The organism is Citrobacter sp. Cpo109 (genome assembly GCF_030332565.1).
GTDB lineage: Bacteria > Pseudomonadota > Gammaproteobacteria > Enterobacterales > Enterobacteriaceae > Citrobacter > Citrobacter portucalensis.
On record NZ_JAOWHQ010000069.1, the window covers coordinates 429,530 to 450,988 of the forward strand.

Genomic DNA, 21,459 nt, shown 5'->3' on the forward strand with positions numbered 1-21,459 from the left:
CACTTTTCTTTTCATCAATTGATCTCATCCGGGTGACATCTGTCTGCACGACGCTCATTATGAAAGCAGTAGCATTTATGAGGGCAATCTGAAATGGAACAGTTGCGTGCCGAACTCAGCCACCTGCTGGGCGAAAAACTCAGTCGCATAGAATGCGTGAATGAAAAAGTGGATACGGCCCTGTGGTCACTGTACGACAGCCAGGGAAATCCGATGCCGCTGATGGCGAGAAGTTTCACCACGCCAGGTATGGCGCAGCAGCTGGCCTGGAAAACCTCCATGTTGGCGCGCAGCGGTACGGTGCGTATGCCCGTCATTTACGGGGTCTTAACCCACGAAGAGCATCCCGGTCCTGATGTGTTACTGCTTGAGCGTTTACGTGGCGTGCCGGTGGAAGCGCCAGCCCGAACGCCCGAACGCTGGGAACATTTAAAAGATCAGATCGTAGAAGGTCTGCTGTCATGGCATCGACAGGATAGCCGTGGCTGTGTGGGAATGGTGGATAACACGCAAGAGAATATCTGGCCATCCTGGTATCGCCAACGTGTTGAAGTGTTGTGGACCACGTTAAATCAGTTCAACAATACCGGGCTGACGATGCAGGATAAGCGGATCCTGTTTCGCACCCGTGAGTGTTTGCCCGCTTTATTTGAAGGATTCAATGATAACTGCGTGCTAATCCACGGTAATTTTAGTTTACGTAGCATGCTCAAAGACGCCCGTAGCGATCAGCTTCTGGCGATGGTCGGACCGGGTTTGATGCTGTGGGCACCCAGAGAGTATGAATTGTTCCGTTTAATGGATAACGCGCTGGCGGAAAGCCTGCTTTGGCAATACCTGCAACGCGCGCCAGTGGCTGAGTCCTTCATCTGGCGGCGCTGGCTGTATGTGTTATGGGATGAGGTGGCGCAACTGGTCAACACCGGACGTTTTAATCGATCTAACTTTGACCTGGCCACGAAATCACTGCTGCCGTGGCTCGCCTGATGAACATGTGAACGCCTTATCCGGCCTACAATTCTGCGCTGAACACGTAGGCCTGATAAGACGCGTTAGTGTCGCCATCAGGCAACATTACTGTCAATGTTCCGATCCCTTTAGCCACTGCCAGATTCGCCCCAACGTTTCGTAACCAACACGATCGCTATGCATCAACCAGACGGGAGAGGGGATCGCGCGCTCCCACGGATTAAGCGGTGAGTCAATCGCTAACTGGTTGGCTGGTGCGGGCAACGGATGTAGTCCGGCCTGTTGGAAGAAAATCATTGCTCGTGGTAAGTGCGATGCGGAGGTCACCAGCAGGAACGGCGCGCTGCCGATGGCCTGCTTCACCGCTGCGGCTTCTTCTTCGGTGTCTTTGGGTTTATCCAGCGTGATGATATCACCGGGCGGCACACCCAGTGACTGCGCTACGCGGGCGCCCGCTTCTGCAGTACTGACGTTATTGCTCTTTGCCGCAGCACCGGTAAAGATAAGCTTCGATCCCGGGTTAGCACGCCAAAGGCGAATACCTTCATTCAGACGCGGAAGACTGTTGCTGATCAGGTTTGAACTTGGCGCCCACTGAGGATTCCAGGTATACCCTCCGCCCAGCACCACAATGTATTCCACTTTTTGTGTATCCTGCCAGGTTGGATAGCTATCCTCAATCGGTTTCAGCAGACTGTCGGCGACGGGCTGCAAGCTTAGAAGTAACAGTGCCAGCCAACTCAGGCTAATGCACATTTTCCCTGTTTTTTGAAAGCGGCTAAACCAGAGCAGCGCCAGGCCTATACCCATGATAATGAGCATTAGCGGAAGTGGCAGCATCATACCGCCAATCACTTTCTTCAGCGTAAAAAGCATCCTTTTTGGTTCCTTTTTTAACCATACAGCAGGGGATCAGCAGGGATATTACACCAGGAAGGTTCATTCTCGGCGTGGGTGTGACAAAATAGCGGTTTTACTTAGTCACCCTAAAGCCAGCATGTGGAGAGCCCGATGCGGGATCGCAATTTTGATGACATTGCAGAGAAGTTTTCCCGTAACATTTACGGCACCACCAAAGGTCAGCTTCGTCAGACGATCCTCTGGCAGGATCTGGACAAACTTCTTGCCGACTATGCGGGCCAAACTTTGCGTGTGCTTGATGCGGGTGGCGGAGAAGGGCAGACAGCCATTCTGATGGCGCAGCGGGGCCATCACGTCACCTTGTGCGATCTTTCTGCTGAGATGGTGGCGCGAGCGCAACGGGCGGCAGAAGAGCAAGGTGTGAGCGACAACATGCATTTTATACATTGTGCCGCTCAGGACATCCCACAGCATTTGGATTCTCAGGTTGATCTGATATTGTTTCATGCTGTGCTGGAATGGGTGGCCGATCCGCAAGCCGTCTTAAAAACATTGTGGTCGATGTTACGCCCGGGCGGTGCTTTATCGCTGATGTTCTACAATGCAAACGGTCTGTTGATGCGTAATGTGTTGGTCGGTAATTTCGGCTATGTACAGCAGGGAATGTATAAAAAGAAACGGCGCACGTTGTCTCCCGATTTTCCGCGCGACCCTCAGCAGGTCTATGGCTGGCTGGAGGAGATTGGCTGGGAGATAACCGGAAAAACGGGCGTGAGGGTGTTTCATGATTATCTGCGTGATAAACAAAAACAGCATGACTGTTTTGATGCTTTAACAGAAATAGAAACACGTTATTGCCGCCAGGAACCGTATATCAGCCTTGGGCGCTATATTCATGTCACCGCGATTAAACGTCCGGCCCGAGCCGCAGATGCAAGGATAACCTATGAGTGAATTTTCCCAGACAGTCCCCGAACTGGTTGCCTGGGCCAGAAAAAATGACTTCTCCATCTCTCTGCCGGTAGACAGACTTTCGTTCCTGCTGGCGGTCGCCACATTGAACGGTGAGCGACTTGACGGTGAGATGAGTGAAGGTGAACTGGTGGATGCGTTCCGCCATGTTAGTGATGCGTTTGAGCAAACCAGCGAAACCATCGGCGTCCGCGCCAACAACGCGATCAACGATATGGTGCGTCAACGTCTGCTGAACCGCTTTACCAGCGAGCAGGCTGAAGGCAACGCCATTTACCGTTTAACGCCGCTCGGGATTGGCATCACAGATTACTATATTCGTCAGCGCGAATTCTCTACGCTGCGTCTTTCTATGCAGCTGTCAATTGTAGCAGGCGAACTGAAGCGCGCGGCGGATGCGGCAGCGGAAGGTGGTGATGAGTTCCACTGGCATCGCAACGTCTATGCGCCATTGAAATACTCGGTGGCGGAGATTTTCGACAGTATCGATCTGACCCAGCGCATCATGGATGAACAGCAGCAGCAGGTAAAAGACGACATCGCACAGTTGCTAAACAAAGACTGGCGGGCGGCGATTTCCAGCTGTGAAATGCTGCTGTCAGAAACATCTGGTACGCTGCGTGAGCTGCAAGATACGCTGGAAGCGGCAGGGGATAAGCTGCAGGCTAACCTGTTACGCATCCAGGACGCCACGATGACGCATGACGATTTGCATTTTGTCGATCGGCTGGTGTTTGATTTACAAAGCAAGCTCGACCGCATTATTAGCTGGGGCCAGCAGTCCATTGACTTGTGGATCGGCTACGATCGTCACGTTCATAAATTTATCCGTACCGCGATCGATATGGATAAAAACCGCGTCTTCGCCCAGCGTCTGCGTCAGTCCGTGCAGACCTACTTTGACGACCCATGGGCGCTGACCTATGCCAACGCCGATCGTCTGCTGGATATGCGTGACGAGGAGATGGTGCTGCGTGACGAAGAGGTCACCGGTGAACTTCCGGAAGATCTGGAATATGAAGAATTTAACGAGATCCGTGAGCAGCTGGCGGCGATCATCGAAGAACAGCTGGCTATCTACAAATCCAGACAAACACCACTGGATCTCGGTTTGGTAGTGCGCGAGTATCTGGCGCAATACCCACGTGCGCGTCATTTCGACGTCGCGCGTATTGTTATCGATCAGGCGGTACGCCTTGGCGTAGCGCAAGCAGACTTCACCGGACTGCCAGCCAAATGGCAGCCGATTAATGATTACGGAGCCAAGGTACAGGCGCATGTCATTGACAAATATTGAACAAGTGATGCCGGTAAAGCTGGCGCAGGCGCTGGCGAATCCGTTATTTCCTGCGCTGGATAGCGCCTTACGTTCGGGCCGCCATATCGGTCTGGATGAACTGGATAATCATGCCTTCCTGATGGATTTTCAGGAATATTTTGAAGAGTTTTACAGCCGCTATAACGTGGAATTGATCCGTGCGCCGGAAGGGTTCTTCTACCTTCGTCCGCGTTCAACGACGCTCATTCCGCGTTCGGTCCTGTCTGAACTGGACATGATGGTGGGTAAAATTCTTTGCTATCTCTATCTCAGCCCGGAACGCCTGGCGAACGAAGGGATTTTTACCCAGCAAGAGCTGTACGACGAGCTGCTAACGCTGGCAGACGAAGCGAAGTTACTGAAGCTGGTGAACAACCGTTCAACCGGTTCTGACGTTGACCGCCAGAAGCTACAGGAAAAAGTGCGTTCTTCGCTCAACCGCTTGCGCCGCTTAGGCATGGTGTGGTTTCTGGGCCACGACAGCAGCAAATTCCGTATTACGGAATCTGTCTTCCGCTTTGGCGCGGATGTGCGTAGCGGCGACGATCCGCGTGAAGCACAGCGTCGCTTAATTCGTGATGGTGAAGCGATGGCGGTCGAGAACCGTCTGCAGCTTAACGATGAGCCCGAAGAGAATCAGCCGGACAGTGGAGAAGAAGAATAATGATTGAACGCGGTAAATTTCGCTCACTTACGCTGATTAACTGGAATGGTTTTTTTGCCCGTACGTTTGATCTCGATGAGCTGGTCACCACGCTGTCCGGTGGTAACGGTGCGGGTAAATCCACCACCATGGCGGCATTTGTTACGGCGCTCATTCCGGACTTAACCCTGCTGCATTTCCGTAACACCACCGAAGCCGGTGCAACCAGCGGTTCACGTGATAAAGGCCTGCACGGTAAGCTGAAAGCAGGGGTTTGTTATTCAATGCTCGACGTCCTCAACTCGCGTCATCAGCGCGTGGTCGTGGGTGTGCGTCTGCAACAGGTTGCTGGTCGCGATCGCAAAGTGGATATCAAACCGTTTGCCATTCAGGGGCTGCCGATGTCGGTACAGCCAACCCAACTGGTGACGGAAACGCTGAACGAACGCCAGGCGCGCGTACTGTCTCTACCTGAGCTGAAAGAGAAGCTTGATGAGATGGAAGGCGTGCAGTTTAAGCAGTTCAACTCAATAACCGATTATCACTCGTTGATGTTCGATCTGGGCATCATTGCCCGTCGTCTGCGCTCCGCGTCCGATCGTAGTAAATTCTACCGTCTGATTGAAGCCTCGCTGTACGGCGGGATCTCCAGCGCCATTACCCGTTCACTTCGTGACTACCTGCTGCCGGAAAACAGCGGCGTACGTAAAGCGTTCCAGGATATGGAAGCCGCGCTGCGTGAAAACCGTATGACGCTGGAAGCGATTCGCGTAACCCAGTCTGACCGCGACCTGTTTAAGCATTTAATCAGCGAAGCGACCAACTATGTGGCCGCGGATTATATGCGCCACGCCAACGAACGCCGTATCCATCTGGATAAAGCACTGGAATATCGTCGTGAACTGTATACCTCGCGCAAGCAGCTGGCGGCAGAGCAGTACAAACACGTGGATATGGCACGTGAATTGGGTGAGCACAACGGTGCGGAAGGTGATCTGGAAGCTGATTACCAGGCCGCGAGCGATCACCTGAATCTGGTGCAAACCGCGCTGCGTCAACAGGAAAAAATTGAACGCTATGAGGCGGATCTCGAAGAACTGCAGGTCCGTCTGGAAGAACAAAACGAGGTGGTCGCGGAAGCCGTTGACCGCCAGGATGAAAACGAAGCCCGTGCGGAAGCCGCTGAGCTGGAAGTGGATGAGCTGAAAAGCCAGCTTGCCGATTACCAGCAAGCGCTGGACGTCCAGCAAACGCGAGCCATCCAGTATACTCAGGCGATCCAGGCCCTAAATCGGGCGAAAGAGCTCTGCCACCTACCGGATCTGACAGCCGACAGCGCCGCCGAATGGCTGGAGACTTTCCAGGCCAAAGAGCAGGAAGCCACTGAAAAGCTGCTGACGCTAGAACAAAAAATGAGCGTGGCGCAAACCGCGCATAGCCAGTTCGAACAGGCTTATCAGCTGGTGGCGGCGATCAACGGCCCGCTGGCGCGCGGTGAAGCCTGGAGCGTGGCGCGTGAACTGCTGCGCGAAGGCGTGGAACAGCGCCACCTGGCAGAACAGGTTCAGCCGTTGCGTATGCGACTGAGCGAACTGGAGCAGCGTCTGCGCGAACAGCAGGACGCCGAGCGTCTGCTGGCCGAATTCTGCAAGCGACAGGGTAAACAGTTCGATATCGAGGAGCTGGAAGCACTGCACCAGGAGCTGGAAGCGCGCATCGCCGCCTTGTCGGACAGCGTCTCGTCTGCCAGCGAACAGCGTATGACGCTGCGTCAGGAGCAGGAACAGCTACAATCCCGTATTCAGCATTTGATGAAACGGGCACCCGTCTGGCTGGCTGCGCAAAATAGCCTGAACCAGCTTAGCGAGCAGTGTGGGGAAGAGTTTACCTCCAGCCAGGATGTGACCGAGTATCTGCAACAATTGCTGGAGCGCGAGCGTGAGGCCATTGTTGAGCGTGATGAAGTCGGTGCACGTAAAAATGCGGTTGATGAAGAGATTGAACGTTTAAGTCAGCCGGGCGGGGCGGAAGATCAGCGTCTGAACGCGCTAGCGGAACGCTTTGGCGGCGTGCTGCTGTCAGAAATTTATGATGACGTTAGCCTTGAAGATGCACCGTACTTCTCTGCGTTGTACGGTCCTTCGCGCCATGCCATTGTGGTACCGGATCTGTCGCTGATTACCGAACAGCTTGAAGGGCTGACGGATTGCCCGGAAGATCTCTATTTCATCGAAGGGGATCCGCAGTCGTTTGATGACAGCGTCTTCAGCGTTGATGAACTGGAAAATGCGGTGGTGGTGAAAACTGCCGAGCGTCAGTGGCGTTATTCTCGCTTCCCGACGGTGCCTATTTTTGGGCGTGCAGCACGTGAAAGCCGTATCGAAACCCTGCATGCCGAGCGTGAAGGGCTGTCTGAACGTTTCGCCACGCTCTCCTTTGACGTCCAGAAAACCCAACGTCTGCATCAGGCGTTCAGTCGCTTTATCGGCAGCCATCTGTCGGTGGCGTTTGAAGCCGATCCAGAAGCGGAAATTCGCCAGCTGAATAGCCGTCGCGTTGAACTGGAACGTGCGCTGACCAATCATGAAAATGATAACCAGCAAAGCCGTATGCAGTTTGAACAGGCGAAAGAGGGCGTCTCTGCGCTGAACCGCCTGCTGCCGCGCTTGAATCTGCTGGCAGATGATACGCTGGCCGATCGCGTTGACGAAATTCGCGAGCGTCTGGATGAAGCTCAGGAAGCCGCGCGTTTTGTACAGCAACATGGCAATCAGTTGGCGAAACTGGAACCTATCGTTTCGGTTCTGCAAAATGACCCTGAGCAGTTTGAACAGCTGAAGGAAGACTATGCGTATTCCCAGCAGATGCAGCGCGATGCGCGTCAGCAGGCTTTTGCGCTGACCGAAGTCGTACAGCGTCGGGCGCACTTTAGTTATTCCGACTCAGCCGAAATGCTGAGCGGCAATAGCGATCTGAACGAAAAATTGCGTGAACGCCTGGAACAGGCGGAAGCCGAACGTACCCGCGCTCGTGAAGCGCTGCGCAGCCACGCCGCACAGTTAAGCCAGTACAACCAGGTGATGGCATCGCTAAAAAGCTCTTATGACACCAAAAAAGAGCTGCTTAACGATTTACAACGTGAACTGCAGGATATCGGCGTTCGTGCGGACAGCGGTGCTGAAGAGCGCGCGCGTATCCGCCGTGACGAACTGCATGCGCAGCTCAGCAACAACCGTGCACGCCGCAACCAACTTGAGAAAGCGCTGACCTTCTGCGAAGCGGAGATGGAAAACTTGACCCGCAGACTGCGCAAGCTGGAACGTGATTATCATGAAATGCGCGAGCAAGTAGTCACCGCCAAAGCCGGCTGGTGTGCAGTCATGCGGATGGTGAAAGATAACGGTGTAGAACGTCGTCTGCACCGTCGCGAGTTGGCCTATCTTTCCGGTGACGAACTGCGTTCGATGTCGGATAAGGCGCTCGGTGCGCTACGTCTGGCGGTTGCAGATAACGAGCACCTGCGCGATGTGTTGCGTCTGTCTGAAGATCCAAAACGTCCAGAGCGTAAAATTCAGTTCTTCGTCGCGGTTTACCAGCATCTGCGCGAACGTATTCGCCAGGATATTATTCGTACCGACGATCCGGTTGAAGCCATTGAACAGATGGAGATCGAGCTGAGCCGTCTGACGGAAGAGTTAACCTCACGCGAACAGAAGCTGGCGATCAGCTCACGCAGCGTGGCGAACATTATTCGTAAGACTATTCAGCGTGAACAGAACCGTATTCGCATGCTGAACCAGGGGCTGCAAAGCGTGTCGTTTGGCCAGGTCAACAGCGTTCGCCTGAACGTCAATGTGCGTGAAACACATGCTACCTTGCTGGACGTACTTTCAGAGCAGCATGAACAGCATCAGGATCTGTTTAACAGCAATCGCCTGACCTTCTCAGAAGCGCTGGCGAAGCTGTATCAGCGTCTGAATCCGCAGATAGACATGGGGCAACGCACGCCGCAAACCATTGGTGAAGAGCTGCTGGATTATCGTAACTATCTGGAAATGGAAGTTGAGGTTAACCGTGGCTCTGACGGCTGGCTGCGTGCTGAGTCTGGTGCGTTGTCAACGGGGGAAGCGATCGGGACCGGGATGTCTATTCTGGTGATGGTGGTGCAAAGCTGGGAAGATGAAGGCCGCAGATTGCGCGGGAAAGATATCTCTCCTTGCCGCCTGCTGTTCCTTGATGAAGCTGCACGACTCGATGCGCGTTCTATTGCGACCTTGTTTGAGCTGTGTGAGCGTTTGCAGATGCAGCTGATTATCGCTGCGCCGGAAAACATCAGCCCAGAGAAAGGCACCACCTACAAACTGGTGCGTAAAGTCTTCCAGAACACTGAACACGTTCACGTGGTGGGGCTGCGCGGATTTGCGCCACAGTTACCGGAACCGCTGCCGGGGACTGAAGATGCCTCCTCGCAGGCAAGCTAAGTAATAAGTAAAAAGGCGGCTACATGGCCGCCTTATCTTTTTCCGAAAAGACTTCATGCCTGGTGTAATTTCTTTAGACTTCTTTACATTAGGTTAGGCAAAAAGTTTTTGATGTTTATATACTAAAGGTGAGCCTAACGCGTCACTGGCTTGCTCGTCATACTTCAGTTTGTATTGGCGTTTTACAGGTCCGACCCTCGTCAAAATAAAGGGGAATACAGACGGCCTGGCTATTCAGAGTATGATAAAGAAAACAGGGGGCAAGGGATGTTGCTTAATAAAATGTGTGGTCGTCGGCTGTCGGCAATCAGTTTGTGCCTGGCCGTAACATTCGCTCCACTGTTCAATGCGCAGGCCGATGAGCCTGAAATGATCCCTGGCGATAGCTCTGCGACCGTCAGTGAACAGCCAACAGCGTTATCGCAGCCGCAGGTTCAATCTTCTGCGACGGCTATCATGGCGGGTATTCAACCGCTGCCAGAAGGCGTGTCTGTCGATAAAGCCCGCGCCGAAATACACTCTCAACTGCCAGCAGGTTATACGCCGGTTTACATGAGCCAGTTGGAACTGCTGTATGCCGCACGCGAAATGAAGCCGATGTGGGAAAATCGTGATGCGGTAAAGGCATTTCAGCAACAGTTAGCCGAGATCGCAATTGCCGGCTTTCAGCCGCAGTTCACTACCTGGGTTGCACTTCTGACTGACCCGGCAGTAACCGGTCAGGCGAGAGACATCGTGCTCTCTGATGCGATGATGGGGTATTTGCACTTTATCGCTAACATCCCTGTCAAAGGTAATCGCTGGCTTTACAGCGATAAGCCCTATGCGCTAACGACACCGCCGATTTCCGTCATCAACCAGTGGCAGGTCGCACTGGATAACGGTCAACTGACTTCATTTGTGGCCAGCCTTTCGCCTCAACATCCGCAGTATGCAGCCATGCATGAATCACTGCTCAAGCTGGTGGGCGATTCACGTCCCTGGCCGCAACTCACCAGTACAGCAACGCTGCGTCCGGGGGAGTGGAGTAATGATATCCCCGCGCTGCGTGAAATTTTGCGTCGAACCGGGATGCTGGAGCCTGCCGTCAGTACGTCTGGCAAAGAAGGGCGTGGTACCTACGATCGTGAATTGGTTGATGCGGTAAAGCGTTTTCAGACGTGGCAGGGACTTGGCGCAGATGGCGCGATTGGCCCAGCCACACGTGACTGGCTGAACGTGACGCCTGCTCAGCGTGCGGGCGTGCTAGCGTTAAATATTCAGCGCTTGCGCCTGCTGCCGAGTGAGCTGTCTACCGGTATCATGGTGAACATTCCTGCCTATTCGCTGGTTTATTATCAGAATGGCAATCAGGTGCTGGCCTCGCGAGTTATTGTCGGGCGTCCCGATCGTAAAACGCCGATGATGAGCAGTGCGCTGAATAACGTGGTCGTTAACCCACCGTGGAACGTTCCGCCGACGCTGGCACGTAAAGATATTCTGCCTAAGTTATGGAATGATCCGGGATATCTTGAACGTCACGGCTATACCGTAATGCGCGGCTGGAACAGTAAAGAGACGATAGATCCGTGGCAGGTTGACTGGGCGACCATCACTGCGTCCAATCTGCCGTTCCGCTTTCAGCAGGCTCCGGGCGCACGTAACTCGCTAGGACGCTATAAATTCAATATGCCGAGTTCGGACGCTATTTATCTGCACGATACGCCGAACCACAATCTGTTCCAGAAAGATACGCGGGCGTTAAGCTCCGGATGCGTGCGTGTGAACAAGGCATCTGAGCTGGCGAATATGCTGCTACAGGATGCGGGTTGGAATGATTCACGCATCTCGGATGCCCTGAAGCAAGGGGATACGCGGTATGTGAATATTCGCCAGAATATTCCGGTCAACCTCTACTATCTGACCGCATTTGTCGGCCCTGATGGGCGCACGCAGTATCGTACAGATATTTACAATTACGATCTGACAGCGCGATCCAGCGCACAAATTGTGTCAAAAGCCGAGCAATTAATCAGATAAATGAAGCAGTTCGAGGAAAATGATTGTCGTAAGTTATGCTGGAAACGGGGCAAAATGGCTGTGAGCCCCGTATTTCCTGGGGTTGGGAGCCTTGACGTGGACTACTTAGCCAGATAAGGTTTCCCGCGTGCGCTAGAGCATACATACGATAACATTGACCTTGTAGACCTTAATACCATGGACAAATTTGACGCTAATCGCCGCAAACTGCTGGCGCTTGGTGGTATTGCCCTCGGCGCTGCCATCTTGCCTACGCCTGCGTTTGCAACACTCTCTACCCCACGTCCGCGTATATTGACTCTGAATAACCTGCATACCGGTGAGTCAATAAAAGCAGAGTTTTTTGATGGCAGGGGCTATATTCAGGACGAATTAGCAAAACTTAACCACTTTTTCCGTGATTTTCGGGCCAATAAAGTGAAATCCATTGACCCGGGACTGTTTGATCAACTCTTCCGTCTGCAGGGCCTGCTGGGCACGCGTAAACCCGTACAGCTGATTTCAGGCTATCGCTCTATCGATACCAATAATGAACTCCGTGCACGTAGCCGCGGTGTGGCCAAGAAAAGCTACCACACTAAAGGTCAGGCCATGGATTTCCATATTGAAGGCATCGCATTAAGTAATATTCGCAAAGCTGCGTTATCTATGCGCGCAGGTGGTGTAGGATACTACCCCAGCAGTAACTTTGTGCATATTGACACCGGCCCTGCACGGCACTGGTGATCCATAAGCTTAATGAAACAGGAGCTGTATGAACTATCGTATTATTCCGGTCACTGCATTCGCCCAGAACTGCTCGCTAATCTGGTGTGAGCAGACTCGTCTGGCCGCGCTGGTCGATCCCGGCGGCGATGCCGAGAAAATCAAACAGGAAGTGGATGCCAGCGGTCTGACGCTAATGCAGATCCTGCTTACTCACGGTCATCTTGACCATGTTGGAGCGGCGGCTGAACTGGCACAACATTATGGTGTACCGGTTATTGGTCCGGAAAAAGAAGATGAGTTCTGGTTACAGGGACTCCCTGCTCAGAGCCGCATGTTTGGCCTGGGAGATTGTGAGCCGCTGACGCCCGATCGCTGGTTGAATGAAGGTGACCGGATAAGCGTTGGCAACGTGACGTTACAGGTTCTGCATTGTCCGGGTCATACACCGGGACATGTGGTCTTCTTTGATGAGCAATCAAAGTTACTGATTTCTGGTGACGTGATTTTCAAAGGTGGCGTAGGGCGCAGCGATTTCCCGCGCGGTGATCACAGCCAACTAATCGATTCGATTAAACGTAAACTATTGCCGTTAGGCGATGACGTAACGTTTATTCCGGGTCACGGCCCACTCTCTACGCTGGGTAATGAACGCTTACATAACCCGTTCCTGCAAGATGAAATGCCTGTCTGGTAATTCGTTTAATAAATAAAAAGGCCGCGTTTGCGGCCTTTTTTGTGCGCGATAGATTACAGTACTGCGACAATCGCTTCGCACAGTGGCGCCATGTTGTCTGGCGTCATTCCTGCCACGTTTACGCGACCGGAAGCGACAGCGTAGACACCAAACTCTTCACGCAGACGCAGAACCTGCTCTTTGGTCAGGCCGCTAAACGAGAACATGCCGTTCTGTTTGATGATAAAGCTGAAATCGCGGTTTGCACCTTTCTCTTGCAACGTATTCACAAACAGTAAACGCATGCGCTGAATGCGCTGGCGCATATCAGTCAGTTCCTGTTCCCAGATGGCACGCAGCGCGTCGTTGCTCAGAATCGTGGCCACTACGGATGCACCGTGTGCTGGTGGGTTGGAATAGTTAGCGCGAATAGCTGATTTCATCTGGCTGAACGCACGGTCAACGGTTTCAGCATCGGCAGCAACCAGCGTACAGGCGCCTACACGCTCATTGTACAGTCCAAAGTTCTTGGAGTAGGAGCTGGCAACGATCAGCTCTTTGTGCAGAGCCGCAAATGCGCGCAGACCTTCTGCATCTTCTTCCAGGCCACGGGCAAAGCCCTGGTATGCGAAGTCAAACAGCGGTAACCAACCTTTTTCGACAGACATCTGAGCCAGCGTTTGCCACTGTTCCAGCGTAGGATCGATACCGGTAGGGTTATGGCAGCAGCCGTGGAATAGCACCACGTCGCCAGCCTGCGCTTCGCTGAGGCTTGCCAGCAGCGCATCAAAATCTAACGAGTGGTTTGCTGCATCGTAATAGTTGTATTCACAAACTTCCAGGCCTGCAGAGTTAAAGACGCTCTTATGGTTCGGCCAGCTTGGATTGCTCACCCATACGCGTTTAGCCGACGTATTTTTTGCCAGGAAATCAGCTGCCACACGCAGTGCACCAGTGCCGCCAGGGGTTTGTGCGGTACGTGCACGCTTATCGTTGATCAGCGAACTTTCTTTACCAAACAGTAATTCCTGAGTGCAGCGACCAAACTCTGGAATACCGTCAATGCCAAGGTAATTTTTGGTGGTTTCATTTTCCAGTATATATTGCTCGGCTTTTTTAACGCTGGTCAGTACCGGCGTTTTGCCTGTCTCATCTTTATATACACCGATCCCCAGGTTTATTTTTCCAGGGCGGTCATCGGCACGAAACAAATCAGCCAGACCCAAAATGGGGTCGGCAGGAGCGGCAGTAATGTTCTCAAACATGACGAGGTTCCATAGTGATTACAGAAGGGAAGTCCGCTATCAGGTTAACGGTAGATTTACAAAATGCCAACCGTTACTGACGAAAAGCTGAGGTGTTTTTTTAAGACGCAAGAATCCGCTAGCAGATATAAAAAAACAGGACCGAAGTCCTGTTTTTTAGGCATTTAACAAAGAGGTCTGCTATTAGAACTGGTAAACGATACCCACTGCAACGGTGTCGTCAGAGCCTACGCCCAGTTTGTTGTCAGAATCGATCTGGTTGATGATGTAATCAACATAGGTGGACATGTTTTTGTTGAAGTAGTAAGTCGCACCTACTTCGAAGTAGTTCACCAGATCTACGTCGCCGATTCCTTCGATGTCCTTACCTTTAGATTTGGTATAGGCGAGGGACGGACGCAGGCCGAAGTCGAACTGGTACTGAGCAACCAACAGTACGTCTTCAGTTTTGTTAGCGTAACCGTTAGAGATACGGGTTGCGTTACGGGTTTCGCTGTAGTTCGCTGCCAGGTAAATGTTGTTCGCATCGTACTTAACACCGGTCGCCCACTGCTCAGCTTTCGCGCCGCGGCCATAGGCCAGCTGCTCTTGCGCGTTGGTACGGTCAGCTGCACCGTAAGCACCCACGATACCGAAACCATCCATTTCGTAGCTTACGGAACCGCCAACGCCGTCGCCGTTAGAACGGGTTGGGCTGCTAGAGCGTTCGTTTTTACCCAGGTACTGTACAGCGAAGTTCAGGCCTTCAACCAGACCGAAGAAGTTAGAGTTACGGTAGGTTGCGAGACCGCCGTTACGCTGGGAGAAGAACTGGTCAGAAGCAGCGGTATCACCACCGAATTCTGGCAGCATATCGGTGTAACCCAGAGCATCGTATACAACGCCGTAGTTACGACCGTAATCGAAGGAGCCTGCGTCACCAAATTTCAAACCAGCAAACGCCAGACGGGTTTTGTTGCCTTTCTGGGCATCGTCACCGCCTTCTGCGTTATTGCCGCTGAACTGGTATTCCCACTGGCCGTAACCGGTCAGTTGGTCGTTAATCTGAGTTTCCCCTTTGAAACCAAGACGGGCATATGTCTGATCGCCGTTAGCAGCGTAGGCGTTATCACCGTTGTGCTTGGAAAAATAATGCAGACCAACGGCTTTACCGTATACGTCTACTTTGTTGCCATCTTTGTTATAAACTTCTGCAGCGTTAGCTGCCCCGGCTACCAGCAGAGCAGGGATAACCACTGCCAGAATATTGCGCTTCATCATTATTTATTACCCTCATCGGTTTTTATATGACACCTGCCACTGCCGCCAATAAATTCCGTCAATCAAAATTTACGGAACTATTGATGAGAGTTTGGTGTCTTTATGTGTCTGACAGGCATCTTTCCATTCAAACTACCGTTTCGCTACCGTCAAAGTGCTACAAATATAAAGATTTGGTTTCAAAAAGAAAAAATGTGTAACAAAATGTTATTTTTGTGCAACTTTGTGAACAGCGTCAAACTTCGGATGCCCCGGCGCTTAAAATTCTCGTTTTTATTTCTATTTATATGATTTTCTTATGTTTAATTTTGCTAAGGTCATTTTTTCTCCGTTCTGCCGGAAAGTTCGGATTTTACAGGTAACGATTTTTGGACGTCTGGAGTGCCGTGCGAGAGGCTGAAAAATGTACTATTTAATCAGAAAATGCTAATCCACAATAAAATTGCTGATTATTTTTTGTGCAAATGTATTGCGATGAAATATTACGTAACAGGTGGAGGAGATTGAAAGGTTGTGTTTAACGTGAGATGGGTATCCAGATAACACGAAAAGGGTATAAAAAAGGCCAGCAATGCTGGCCTTCAAAACAATAACGCACGTTTAGAAGGTGGCGTTACGTGGAGTACGCGGGAACGGAATAACATCACGGACGTTCTGTACGCCGGTGACGTAAGCGATCAGACGCTCGAAGCCCAATCCGAAGCCGGAATGCGGAACGGTACCGTAGCGACGCAGGTCGCGATACCACCAGTAATCCTCTTTGTTCAGACCCATTTCCAGCATACGGGCATCCAGCACGTCCAGGCGCTCTTCACGCTGAGAACCACCGATGATTTCACCGATTCCCGGGGCCAGTACGTCCATTGCAGCAACGGTTTTACCGTCTTCGTTAAGGCGCATATAAAACGCTTTGATATCTTTCGGGTAGTTTTTCACTACCACCGGCGCTTTAAAGTGCTCTTCAGCAAGGTAACGTTCATGCTCAGAAGACAGATCCACACCCCAGTAAACTGGGTTTTCGAACTGTTTACCGCATTTTTCCAGAATGCTTACCGCGTCGGTGTAATCCACCTGCGCGAAGTCAGCGTCAATGAAACGTTCCAGGCGTGAAATCGCGTCCTTGTCGACACGTTCAGCGAAGAATTTCATATCATCCGCACGCTCTGCGAGTACGGCTTTAAACGCGTACTTCAGCATCGCTTCAGCCAGGCCTGCAACATCGTTCAGGTCAGCAAAAGCTACTTCTGGTTCCAGCATCCAGAACTCTGCCAGGTGACGACTGGTGTTAGAGTTTTCTGCACGGAACGTCGGGCCAAAAGTATAAATTTTAGACAGGGCGCAGGCGTAGGTTTCACCGTTCAGCTGACCGGAAACGGTCAGGAAGGCCTCTTTACCAAAGAAGTCTTTGTCGAAATCGACTTTACCCTGATCATTACGCGGCAGGTTTTCCAGATCCAGCGTAGAAACACGGAACATTTCACCGGCACCTTCTGTATCGGAAGCGGTGATCAACGGAGTCGATACCCAAAAGAAACCCTGCTCGTGGAAGAAACGATGCAGAGCCTGCGCCAGCGTATGACGTACACGCGCTACCGCACCAATCATGTTGGTACGCGGACGCATGTGCGCCACTTCACGCAGATACTCAATGCTGTGACGCTTAGCTGCCATTGGGTAAGTGTCAGGATCTTCAACCCAGCCCGTTACTTCAACCTCAGTGGCCTGAATTTCAAAGCTCTGTCCTTGTCCAGGAGACGCAACGACTTTACCCGTTACGATAACTGAACAACCCGTCGTCAGGCGCAGTACGTCCTGATTGTAATTGGGCAGAGAATTATTGATGACGGCCTGTACAGGATCAAAGCAGGAACCGTCATAAACGGCGAGGAAGGAGATGCCAGCTTTTGAATCTCGGCGGGTACGCACCCATCCGCGCACGGTGACTTCGCTGTCAACGGCTACGCGGCCCTGGAGTACGTCGGCTACAGGCACAACGCTCATAATATTCTCTCTGTTAATAGTCGGATATATAAACACATGTCCACCCGTAATGGGGGGATACCTATGTTACCTGGCATCTGCAATCAGACAAGCAGAATTCGTAGCTGGAGTGAAAGATTTCGGAAATAAACGCGAAAAAGGGAGCCAAAATGGCTCCCTGGAAGGCTTAACTGGCTTTTTTGATATGCGGGAGATCGAAGGCTTTGCGCAGTGCACGAACAAATGCTTTATCGTGGCAGATGGTTTTACCCGGGCTGTCAGATAACTTCGCCACCGGTTTGCCGTTACATTCCACCAGCTTGATCACAATATTGAGTGGCTTAACCTGCGGAATGTCGCATGTTAGCCGTGTCCCAATACCAAAACTCAACTGTACGCGGGAAGAGAAGTGGCGGTAGAGTTCAATCGCTTTTTTCAGATCGAGATTATCTGAGAAGACCAGCGTTTTGCTCAGCGGATCAATCGCCAGTTTTTCATAATGGGCGATGGCTTTTTCACCCCATTCCACCGGATCGCCTGAGTCATGGCGTAGACCCTGATAGCGGGTAGCAAACTCAACGCCAAAGTCGCGTAAAAATGCGTCCATGGTGATGCAATCGGTTAATGCAATGCCGAGTTGATCAGGGTATTCATTTAACCAGGCTGCCAGGGCTACGCGCTGGCTGGTGGCAAGTTCTGGACTGATTTGCTGATGAGCCTGGAACCACTCATGCGCCTGCGTACCCATTGGGGTTAATGACAGGCGGCGGGCCAGATCGTAGTTACTGGTGCCAACAAACCAAGGCTCTTGCTGCAGGCGTTTAACGATAGCCTGCTGTACTTCGCGCGAAAAACGACGACGCGTACCGAAATCCATCAAATGGAAGCGGGACATATCGACATCTTTCGTTAAAGCAGAGAATTCTACTAGTTTGCTTTCCAGCTCATCGAGTGCCTGCGGGACGCCTGATTCAGGTGAACGGTAACGGTGTACCAGTTCGCTAATCACCGCTAACAGCGGGACTTCCCACATGATCACTTCACGCCACGGACCGGTTAAGCGGATGTTTAGCTTGCCGTTATCATTGGTGACGCAAACCTGTTCCGGGTTATAGCGGAAATCACGTAACCAGGTAAGGTAATCAGCTTTAAAGAAAGGCAGGCCGGAGAGCCACTGGTACTCATCCTCCTGCAGTCGCAGGTGCTGCATAGCATTCACCTGCTCACGAATAGAATCGGCATAAATACCGAGCAGGTCATCGCCACGGCAACGAAATTCAGCCGCTACTTGTACATCGTAGTAGTGGTGAAAAACGGCTTGCTGCATATGCAACTTATAAGCGTCTGTATCCAGCAGCGAGTGCAGAACAGGAGAAGCGAATTGTGTCATAGGTGCGCAGTAGCATCCTCTCACGGGAGCGTTTAGTACAATAAACAACTAAGAAAACCGCTGGAGTATACCCTGTTTAGCGATTTATTGAACCCCGATCACACCATAAGCTCTCTTTCTGGTCGAGGGCAATTCGTGCCACGTGTTATGAAAATGTAGCAAAAAGGGTGTTTGTGCCTGAAAAGATGAACATTCTGCGTAGCGCGATTTACGCAACAGGAATAGACTGAAGCCGAGACTCTATTAAAGATGCTAAAGGTTTTTTTATGACACAACAGCCACAAGCCAAATACCGTCACGACTATCGTGCGCCGGATTACCAGATTACTGATATTGACTTGACCTTTGACCTGGATGCTGAAAAAACCGTGGTCACCGCAGTGAGCCAGGCTGTCCGTCATGGCGCGTCCGATGTGCCCCTGCGCCTGAATGGCGAAGATCTGACCCTGGTGTCGATCCACGTGAACGACGAGCCGTGGACAGAGTATAAAGAAGAAGAGGGCGCTCTGGTCATTAGTCAGTTGCCGGAACGTTTTACGCTGCGTATCGTGAATGAAATTAGCCCGGCGGCCAATACCGCGCTGGAAGGGCTGTACAAGTCTGGCGACGCGCTGTGCACCCAGTGTGAAGCGGAAGGTTTCCGCCATATTACCTGGTATCTCGACAGGCCTGATGTCCTGGCGCGTTTTACCACCAAAATTATCGCCGATAAAACCCAATATCCGTTCCTGCTCTCCAACGGTAACCGTGTGGCGCAGGGCGAACTGGAAAATGGTCGTCACTGGGTACAGTGGCAGGATCCGTTCCCGAAACCGTGCTATTTGTTTGCGCTGGTGGCCGGTGATTTTGACGTCCTGCGCGACACTTTTACTACCCGTTCCGGGCGTGAAGTGGCGCTGGAACTTTACGTCGATCGCGGTAATCTGGATCGCGCGCCGTGGGCGATGACCTCGCTAAAAAACTCCATGAAATGGGATGAAGAGCGCTTTGGCCTCGAGTATGACCTCGACATCTATATGATTGTCGCCGTGGATTTCTTCAACATGGGCGCGATGGAGAATAAAGGTCTGAACATCTTTAACTCCAAATATGTGCTGGCACGTACCGATACCGCCACTGATAAAGACTACCTCGATATTGAGCGCGTTATCGGTCATGAGTATTTTCACAACTGGACCGGCAACCGTGTGACCTGCCGTGACTGGTTCCAGTTGAGCCTGAAAGAAGGCTTAACCGTGTTCCGCGATCAAGAGTTCAGTTCCGATCTCGGCTCACGCGCGGTAAACCGCATCAGCAATGTGCGCACCATGCGTGGTCTGCAGTTTGCTGAAGATGCCAGCCCGATGGCGCATCCTATCCGTCCGGATATGGTCATTGAAATGAACAACTTCTATACCCTGACCGTGTATGAAAAGGGCGCTGAAGTGATTCGTATGATCCACACCCTGCTCGGTGAGGCTAACTTCCAGAAAGGGATGCAATTGTACTTTGAGCGTCATGACGGCAGTGCTGCAACCTGTGATGATTTCGTGCAGGCGATGGAAGATGCTTCTAACGTTGATCTCTCCCATTTCCGCCGCTGGTACAGTCAGTCCGGTACGCCGATTCTGACCGTGCGTGATGACTACAATCCGTCAACTGAGCAGTACACGCTGACGATCAGCCAGCGCACGCCGGCCACGCCGGATCAGGCCGAAAAACAGCCGCTGCATATTCCTTTCGCCCTCGAGTTGTATGACAACGAAGGGAAAGTGATCCCGCTACAAAAAGGCGGGCACCCGGTGAATTCTGTACTCAACGTCACCCAGGCAGAGCAGACGTTTGTCTTTGATAACGTCTACTTCCAGCCGGTTCCGGCGCTGCTGTGCGAATTCTCCGCGCCGGTAAAACTGGAATACAAATGGAGCGATCAGCAGCTGACCTTCCTGATGCGTCATGCGCGTAACGATTTCTCTCGTTGGGACGCGGCGCAAAGCCTGCTGGCGACCTATATTAAGCTTAACGTTGCCCGTCATCAGCAGGGACAACCGCTGTCGCTGCCGGTACACGTGGCTGATGCATTCCGCGCAATTTTACTGGATGAGAAAATCGATCCGGCGCTGGCGGCAGAGATCCTGACGCTGCCTTCAGTAAATGAAATAGCTGAACTGTTCGACATCATCGATCCGGTGGCGATAACCGAAGTACGCGAAGCATTAACCCGCACGCTGGCGGCCGAACTGGCAGATGAATTCCTCGCCATCTATAACGCTAATCATCTTGATGAGTACCGCGTTGAGCATGCCGATATTGGCAAGCGTACGCTGCGTAACGCCTGCCTGCGTTTCCTGGCCTTTGGCGAAACCCATCTGGCTGACACGCTGGTAAGCAAGCAGTATCGTGAAGCGAACAATATGACCGATGCGCTGGCGGCGCTATCCGCGGCAGTAGCGGCGCAGCTGCCATATCGCGACGCGCTAATGCAAGAGTATGATGATAAGTGGCATCATGACGGTCTGGTGATGGACAAATGGTTTATCCTGCAATCCACCAGCCCGGCGAAAAACGTGCTGGAAACCGTACGCGGCCTGCTGAAGCATCGCTCTTTCAGTATGAGTAACCCGAACCGAATCCGTTCGCTGATCGGTGCCTTTGCAGGTAGCAACCCGGCGGCATTCCATGCGGAAGATGGTAGTGGATATCAGTTCCTGGTCGACATGTTGACTGAGCTTAATAGTCGTAACCCGCAGGTGGCGTCACGTCTGATTGAGCCGCTGATTCGCTTAAAACGTTATGATGCAAAACGTCAGGCGAAAATGCGTGCGGCGCTGGAACAGCTGAAAGGTCTGGAGAATCTCTCAGGCGATCTGTTCGAGAAGATCTCTAAAGCGTTAGCCTGATAATATTGCCGGATGGGTCCGGCCTACCATTCACGCGTAGG

The 21,459-nt window shown here is 52.2% G+C and carries 14 protein-coding genes; 9 read left to right on the plus strand and 5 right to left on the minus strand.

The window, feature by feature from the left end:
• The first annotated feature begins 93 nt into the window (after window positions 1-93).
• A complete protein-coding gene (locus OGY71_RS19970; RefSeq protein ID WP_003831934.1) occupies window positions 94-987 on the plus strand; it encodes a YcbJ family phosphotransferase in 894 nt (297 codons plus the stop codon).
• A gap of 93 nt (window positions 988-1,080) precedes the next feature.
• Here OGY71_RS19970 and elyC read toward each other — a convergent pair whose 3' ends face one another.
• On the minus strand, window positions 1,081-1,845 hold the full coding sequence (gene elyC / locus OGY71_RS19975) for an envelope biogenesis factor ElyC (protein ID WP_063940617.1): 765 nt from the start codon (window positions 1,843-1,845) through the stop codon (window positions 1,081-1,083).
• A 135-nt stretch (window positions 1,846-1,980) separates the two neighbouring features.
• On the opposite strand from elyC, the gene cmoM reads away from it, so the two are divergent.
• From cmoM to OGY71_RS20010, 7 genes are all read left to right on the plus strand, one after another.
• On the plus strand, window positions 1,981-2,784 hold the full coding sequence (gene cmoM, locus OGY71_RS19980) for a tRNA uridine 5-oxyacetic acid(34) methyltransferase CmoM (RefSeq protein ID WP_003035803.1): 804 nt from the start codon (window positions 1,981-1,983) through the stop codon (window positions 2,782-2,784).
• Window positions 2,777-4,099 (plus strand): chromosome partition protein MukF, encoded by a 1,323-nt coding sequence (gene mukF / locus OGY71_RS19985; RefSeq protein ID WP_003831939.1) that lies wholly within the window; start codon window positions 2,777-2,779, stop codon window positions 4,097-4,099. Before cmoM ends, mukF begins: the two co-directional genes overlap by 8 nt.
• Window positions 4,080-4,784, plus strand: a complete 705-nt coding sequence (gene mukE, locus OGY71_RS19990) for a chromosome partition protein MukE (RefSeq protein WP_003035809.1) — start codon at window positions 4,080-4,082, stop codon at window positions 4,782-4,784. Before mukF ends, mukE begins: the two co-directional genes overlap by 20 nt.
• The gene (mukB, locus tag OGY71_RS19995; protein ID WP_003831942.1) at window positions 4,784-9,244 is read left to right on the plus strand and encodes a chromosome partition protein MukB; all 4,461 of its coding nucleotides are present in this window, start codon (window positions 4,784-4,786) and stop codon (window positions 9,242-9,244) included. Before mukE ends, mukB begins: the two co-directional genes overlap by 1 nt.
• Window positions 9,245-9,511: 267 nt before the next feature.
• Window positions 9,512-11,263 (plus strand): L,D-transpeptidase, encoded by a 1,752-nt coding sequence (gene ldtD, locus OGY71_RS20000; protein WP_063940615.1) that lies wholly within the window; start codon window positions 9,512-9,514, stop codon window positions 11,261-11,263.
• 177 nt (window positions 11,264-11,440) lie between these two features.
• On the plus strand, window positions 11,441-11,989 hold the full coding sequence (mepK, locus tag OGY71_RS20005) for a peptidoglycan L,D-endopeptidase MepK (protein ID WP_003831948.1): 549 nt from the start codon (window positions 11,441-11,443) through the stop codon (window positions 11,987-11,989).
• A gap of 28 nt (window positions 11,990-12,017) precedes the next feature.
• On the plus strand, window positions 12,018-12,665 hold the full coding sequence (locus tag OGY71_RS20010) for an MBL fold metallo-hydrolase (RefSeq protein ID WP_003831949.1): 648 nt from the start codon (window positions 12,018-12,020) through the stop codon (window positions 12,663-12,665).
• Between the two features lie 53 nt (window positions 12,666-12,718).
• On the opposite strand, the gene aspC is transcribed toward OGY71_RS20010, so the two are convergent.
• The 4 genes from aspC to pncB form a co-directional block, all read right to left on the minus strand.
• A complete protein-coding gene (aspC, locus tag OGY71_RS20015) occupies window positions 12,719-13,909 on the minus strand; it encodes an aspartate transaminase (protein ID WP_003831950.1) in 1,191 nt (396 codons plus the stop codon).
• 183 nt (window positions 13,910-14,092) lie between these two features.
• A complete protein-coding gene (gene ompF, locus OGY71_RS20020) occupies window positions 14,093-15,169 on the minus strand; it encodes a porin OmpF (RefSeq protein WP_003831952.1) in 1,077 nt (358 codons plus the stop codon).
• 600 nt (window positions 15,170-15,769) lie between these two features.
• Window positions 15,770-17,170 (minus strand): asparagine--tRNA ligase, encoded by a 1,401-nt coding sequence (gene asnS / locus OGY71_RS20025; protein WP_020996514.1) that lies wholly within the window; start codon window positions 17,168-17,170, stop codon window positions 15,770-15,772.
• Between the two features lie 166 nt (window positions 17,171-17,336).
• Window positions 17,337-18,539 (minus strand): nicotinate phosphoribosyltransferase, encoded by a 1,203-nt coding sequence (pncB, locus tag OGY71_RS20030; RefSeq protein WP_003831956.1) that lies wholly within the window; start codon window positions 18,537-18,539, stop codon window positions 17,337-17,339.
• Between the two features lie 266 nt (window positions 18,540-18,805).
• On the opposite strand from pncB, the gene pepN reads away from it, so the two are divergent.
• On the plus strand, window positions 18,806-21,418 hold the full coding sequence (gene pepN / locus OGY71_RS20035; RefSeq protein ID WP_003831959.1) for an aminopeptidase N: 2,613 nt from the start codon (window positions 18,806-18,808) through the stop codon (window positions 21,416-21,418).
• The last annotated feature ends 41 nt before the right edge of the window (window positions 21,419-21,459 follow it).

What these genes read in the sequence shown, in the direction of transcription:
- ldtD (WP_063940615.1), top strand. Translation starts at nt 9,512, where the DNA reads ATGTTGCTTAATAAAATGTGTGGTCGTCGGCTGTCGGCAATCAGTTTG.
- asnS (WP_020996514.1), bottom strand. Translation starts at nt 17,170, where the DNA reads ATGAGCGTTGTGCCTGTAGCCGACGTACTCCAGGGCCGCGTAGCCGTT.
- mukE (WP_003035809.1), top strand. Translation starts at nt 4,080, where the DNA reads ATGTCATTGACAAATATTGAACAAGTGATGCCGGTAAAGCTGGCGCAG.
- mukB (WP_003831942.1), top strand. Translation starts at nt 4,784, where the DNA reads ATGATTGAACGCGGTAAATTTCGCTCACTTACGCTGATTAACTGGAAT.
- ompF (WP_003831952.1), bottom strand. Translation starts at nt 15,169, where the DNA reads ATGATGAAGCGCAATATTCTGGCAGTGGTTATCCCTGCTCTGCTGGTA.
- mepK (WP_003831948.1), top strand. Translation starts at nt 11,441, where the DNA reads ATGGACAAATTTGACGCTAATCGCCGCAAACTGCTGGCGCTTGGTGGT.
- OGY71_RS19970 (WP_003831934.1), top strand. Translation starts at nt 94, where the DNA reads ATGGAACAGTTGCGTGCCGAACTCAGCCACCTGCTGGGCGAAAAACTC.
- mukF (WP_003831939.1), top strand. Translation starts at nt 2,777, where the DNA reads ATGAGTGAATTTTCCCAGACAGTCCCCGAACTGGTTGCCTGGGCCAGA.
- cmoM (WP_003035803.1), top strand. Translation starts at nt 1,981, where the DNA reads ATGCGGGATCGCAATTTTGATGACATTGCAGAGAAGTTTTCCCGTAAC.
- pepN (WP_003831959.1), top strand. Translation starts at nt 18,806, where the DNA reads ATGACACAACAGCCACAAGCCAAATACCGTCACGACTATCGTGCGCCG.
- OGY71_RS20010 (WP_003831949.1), top strand. Translation starts at nt 12,018, where the DNA reads ATGAACTATCGTATTATTCCGGTCACTGCATTCGCCCAGAACTGCTCG.
- pncB (WP_003831956.1), bottom strand. Translation starts at nt 18,539, where the DNA reads ATGACACAATTCGCTTCTCCTGTTCTGCACTCGCTGCTGGATACAGAC.
- elyC (WP_063940617.1), bottom strand. Translation starts at nt 1,845, where the DNA reads ATGCTTTTTACGCTGAAGAAAGTGATTGGCGGTATGATGCTGCCACTT.
- aspC (WP_003831950.1), bottom strand. Translation starts at nt 13,909, where the DNA reads ATGTTTGAGAACATTACTGCCGCTCCTGCCGACCCCATTTTGGGTCTG.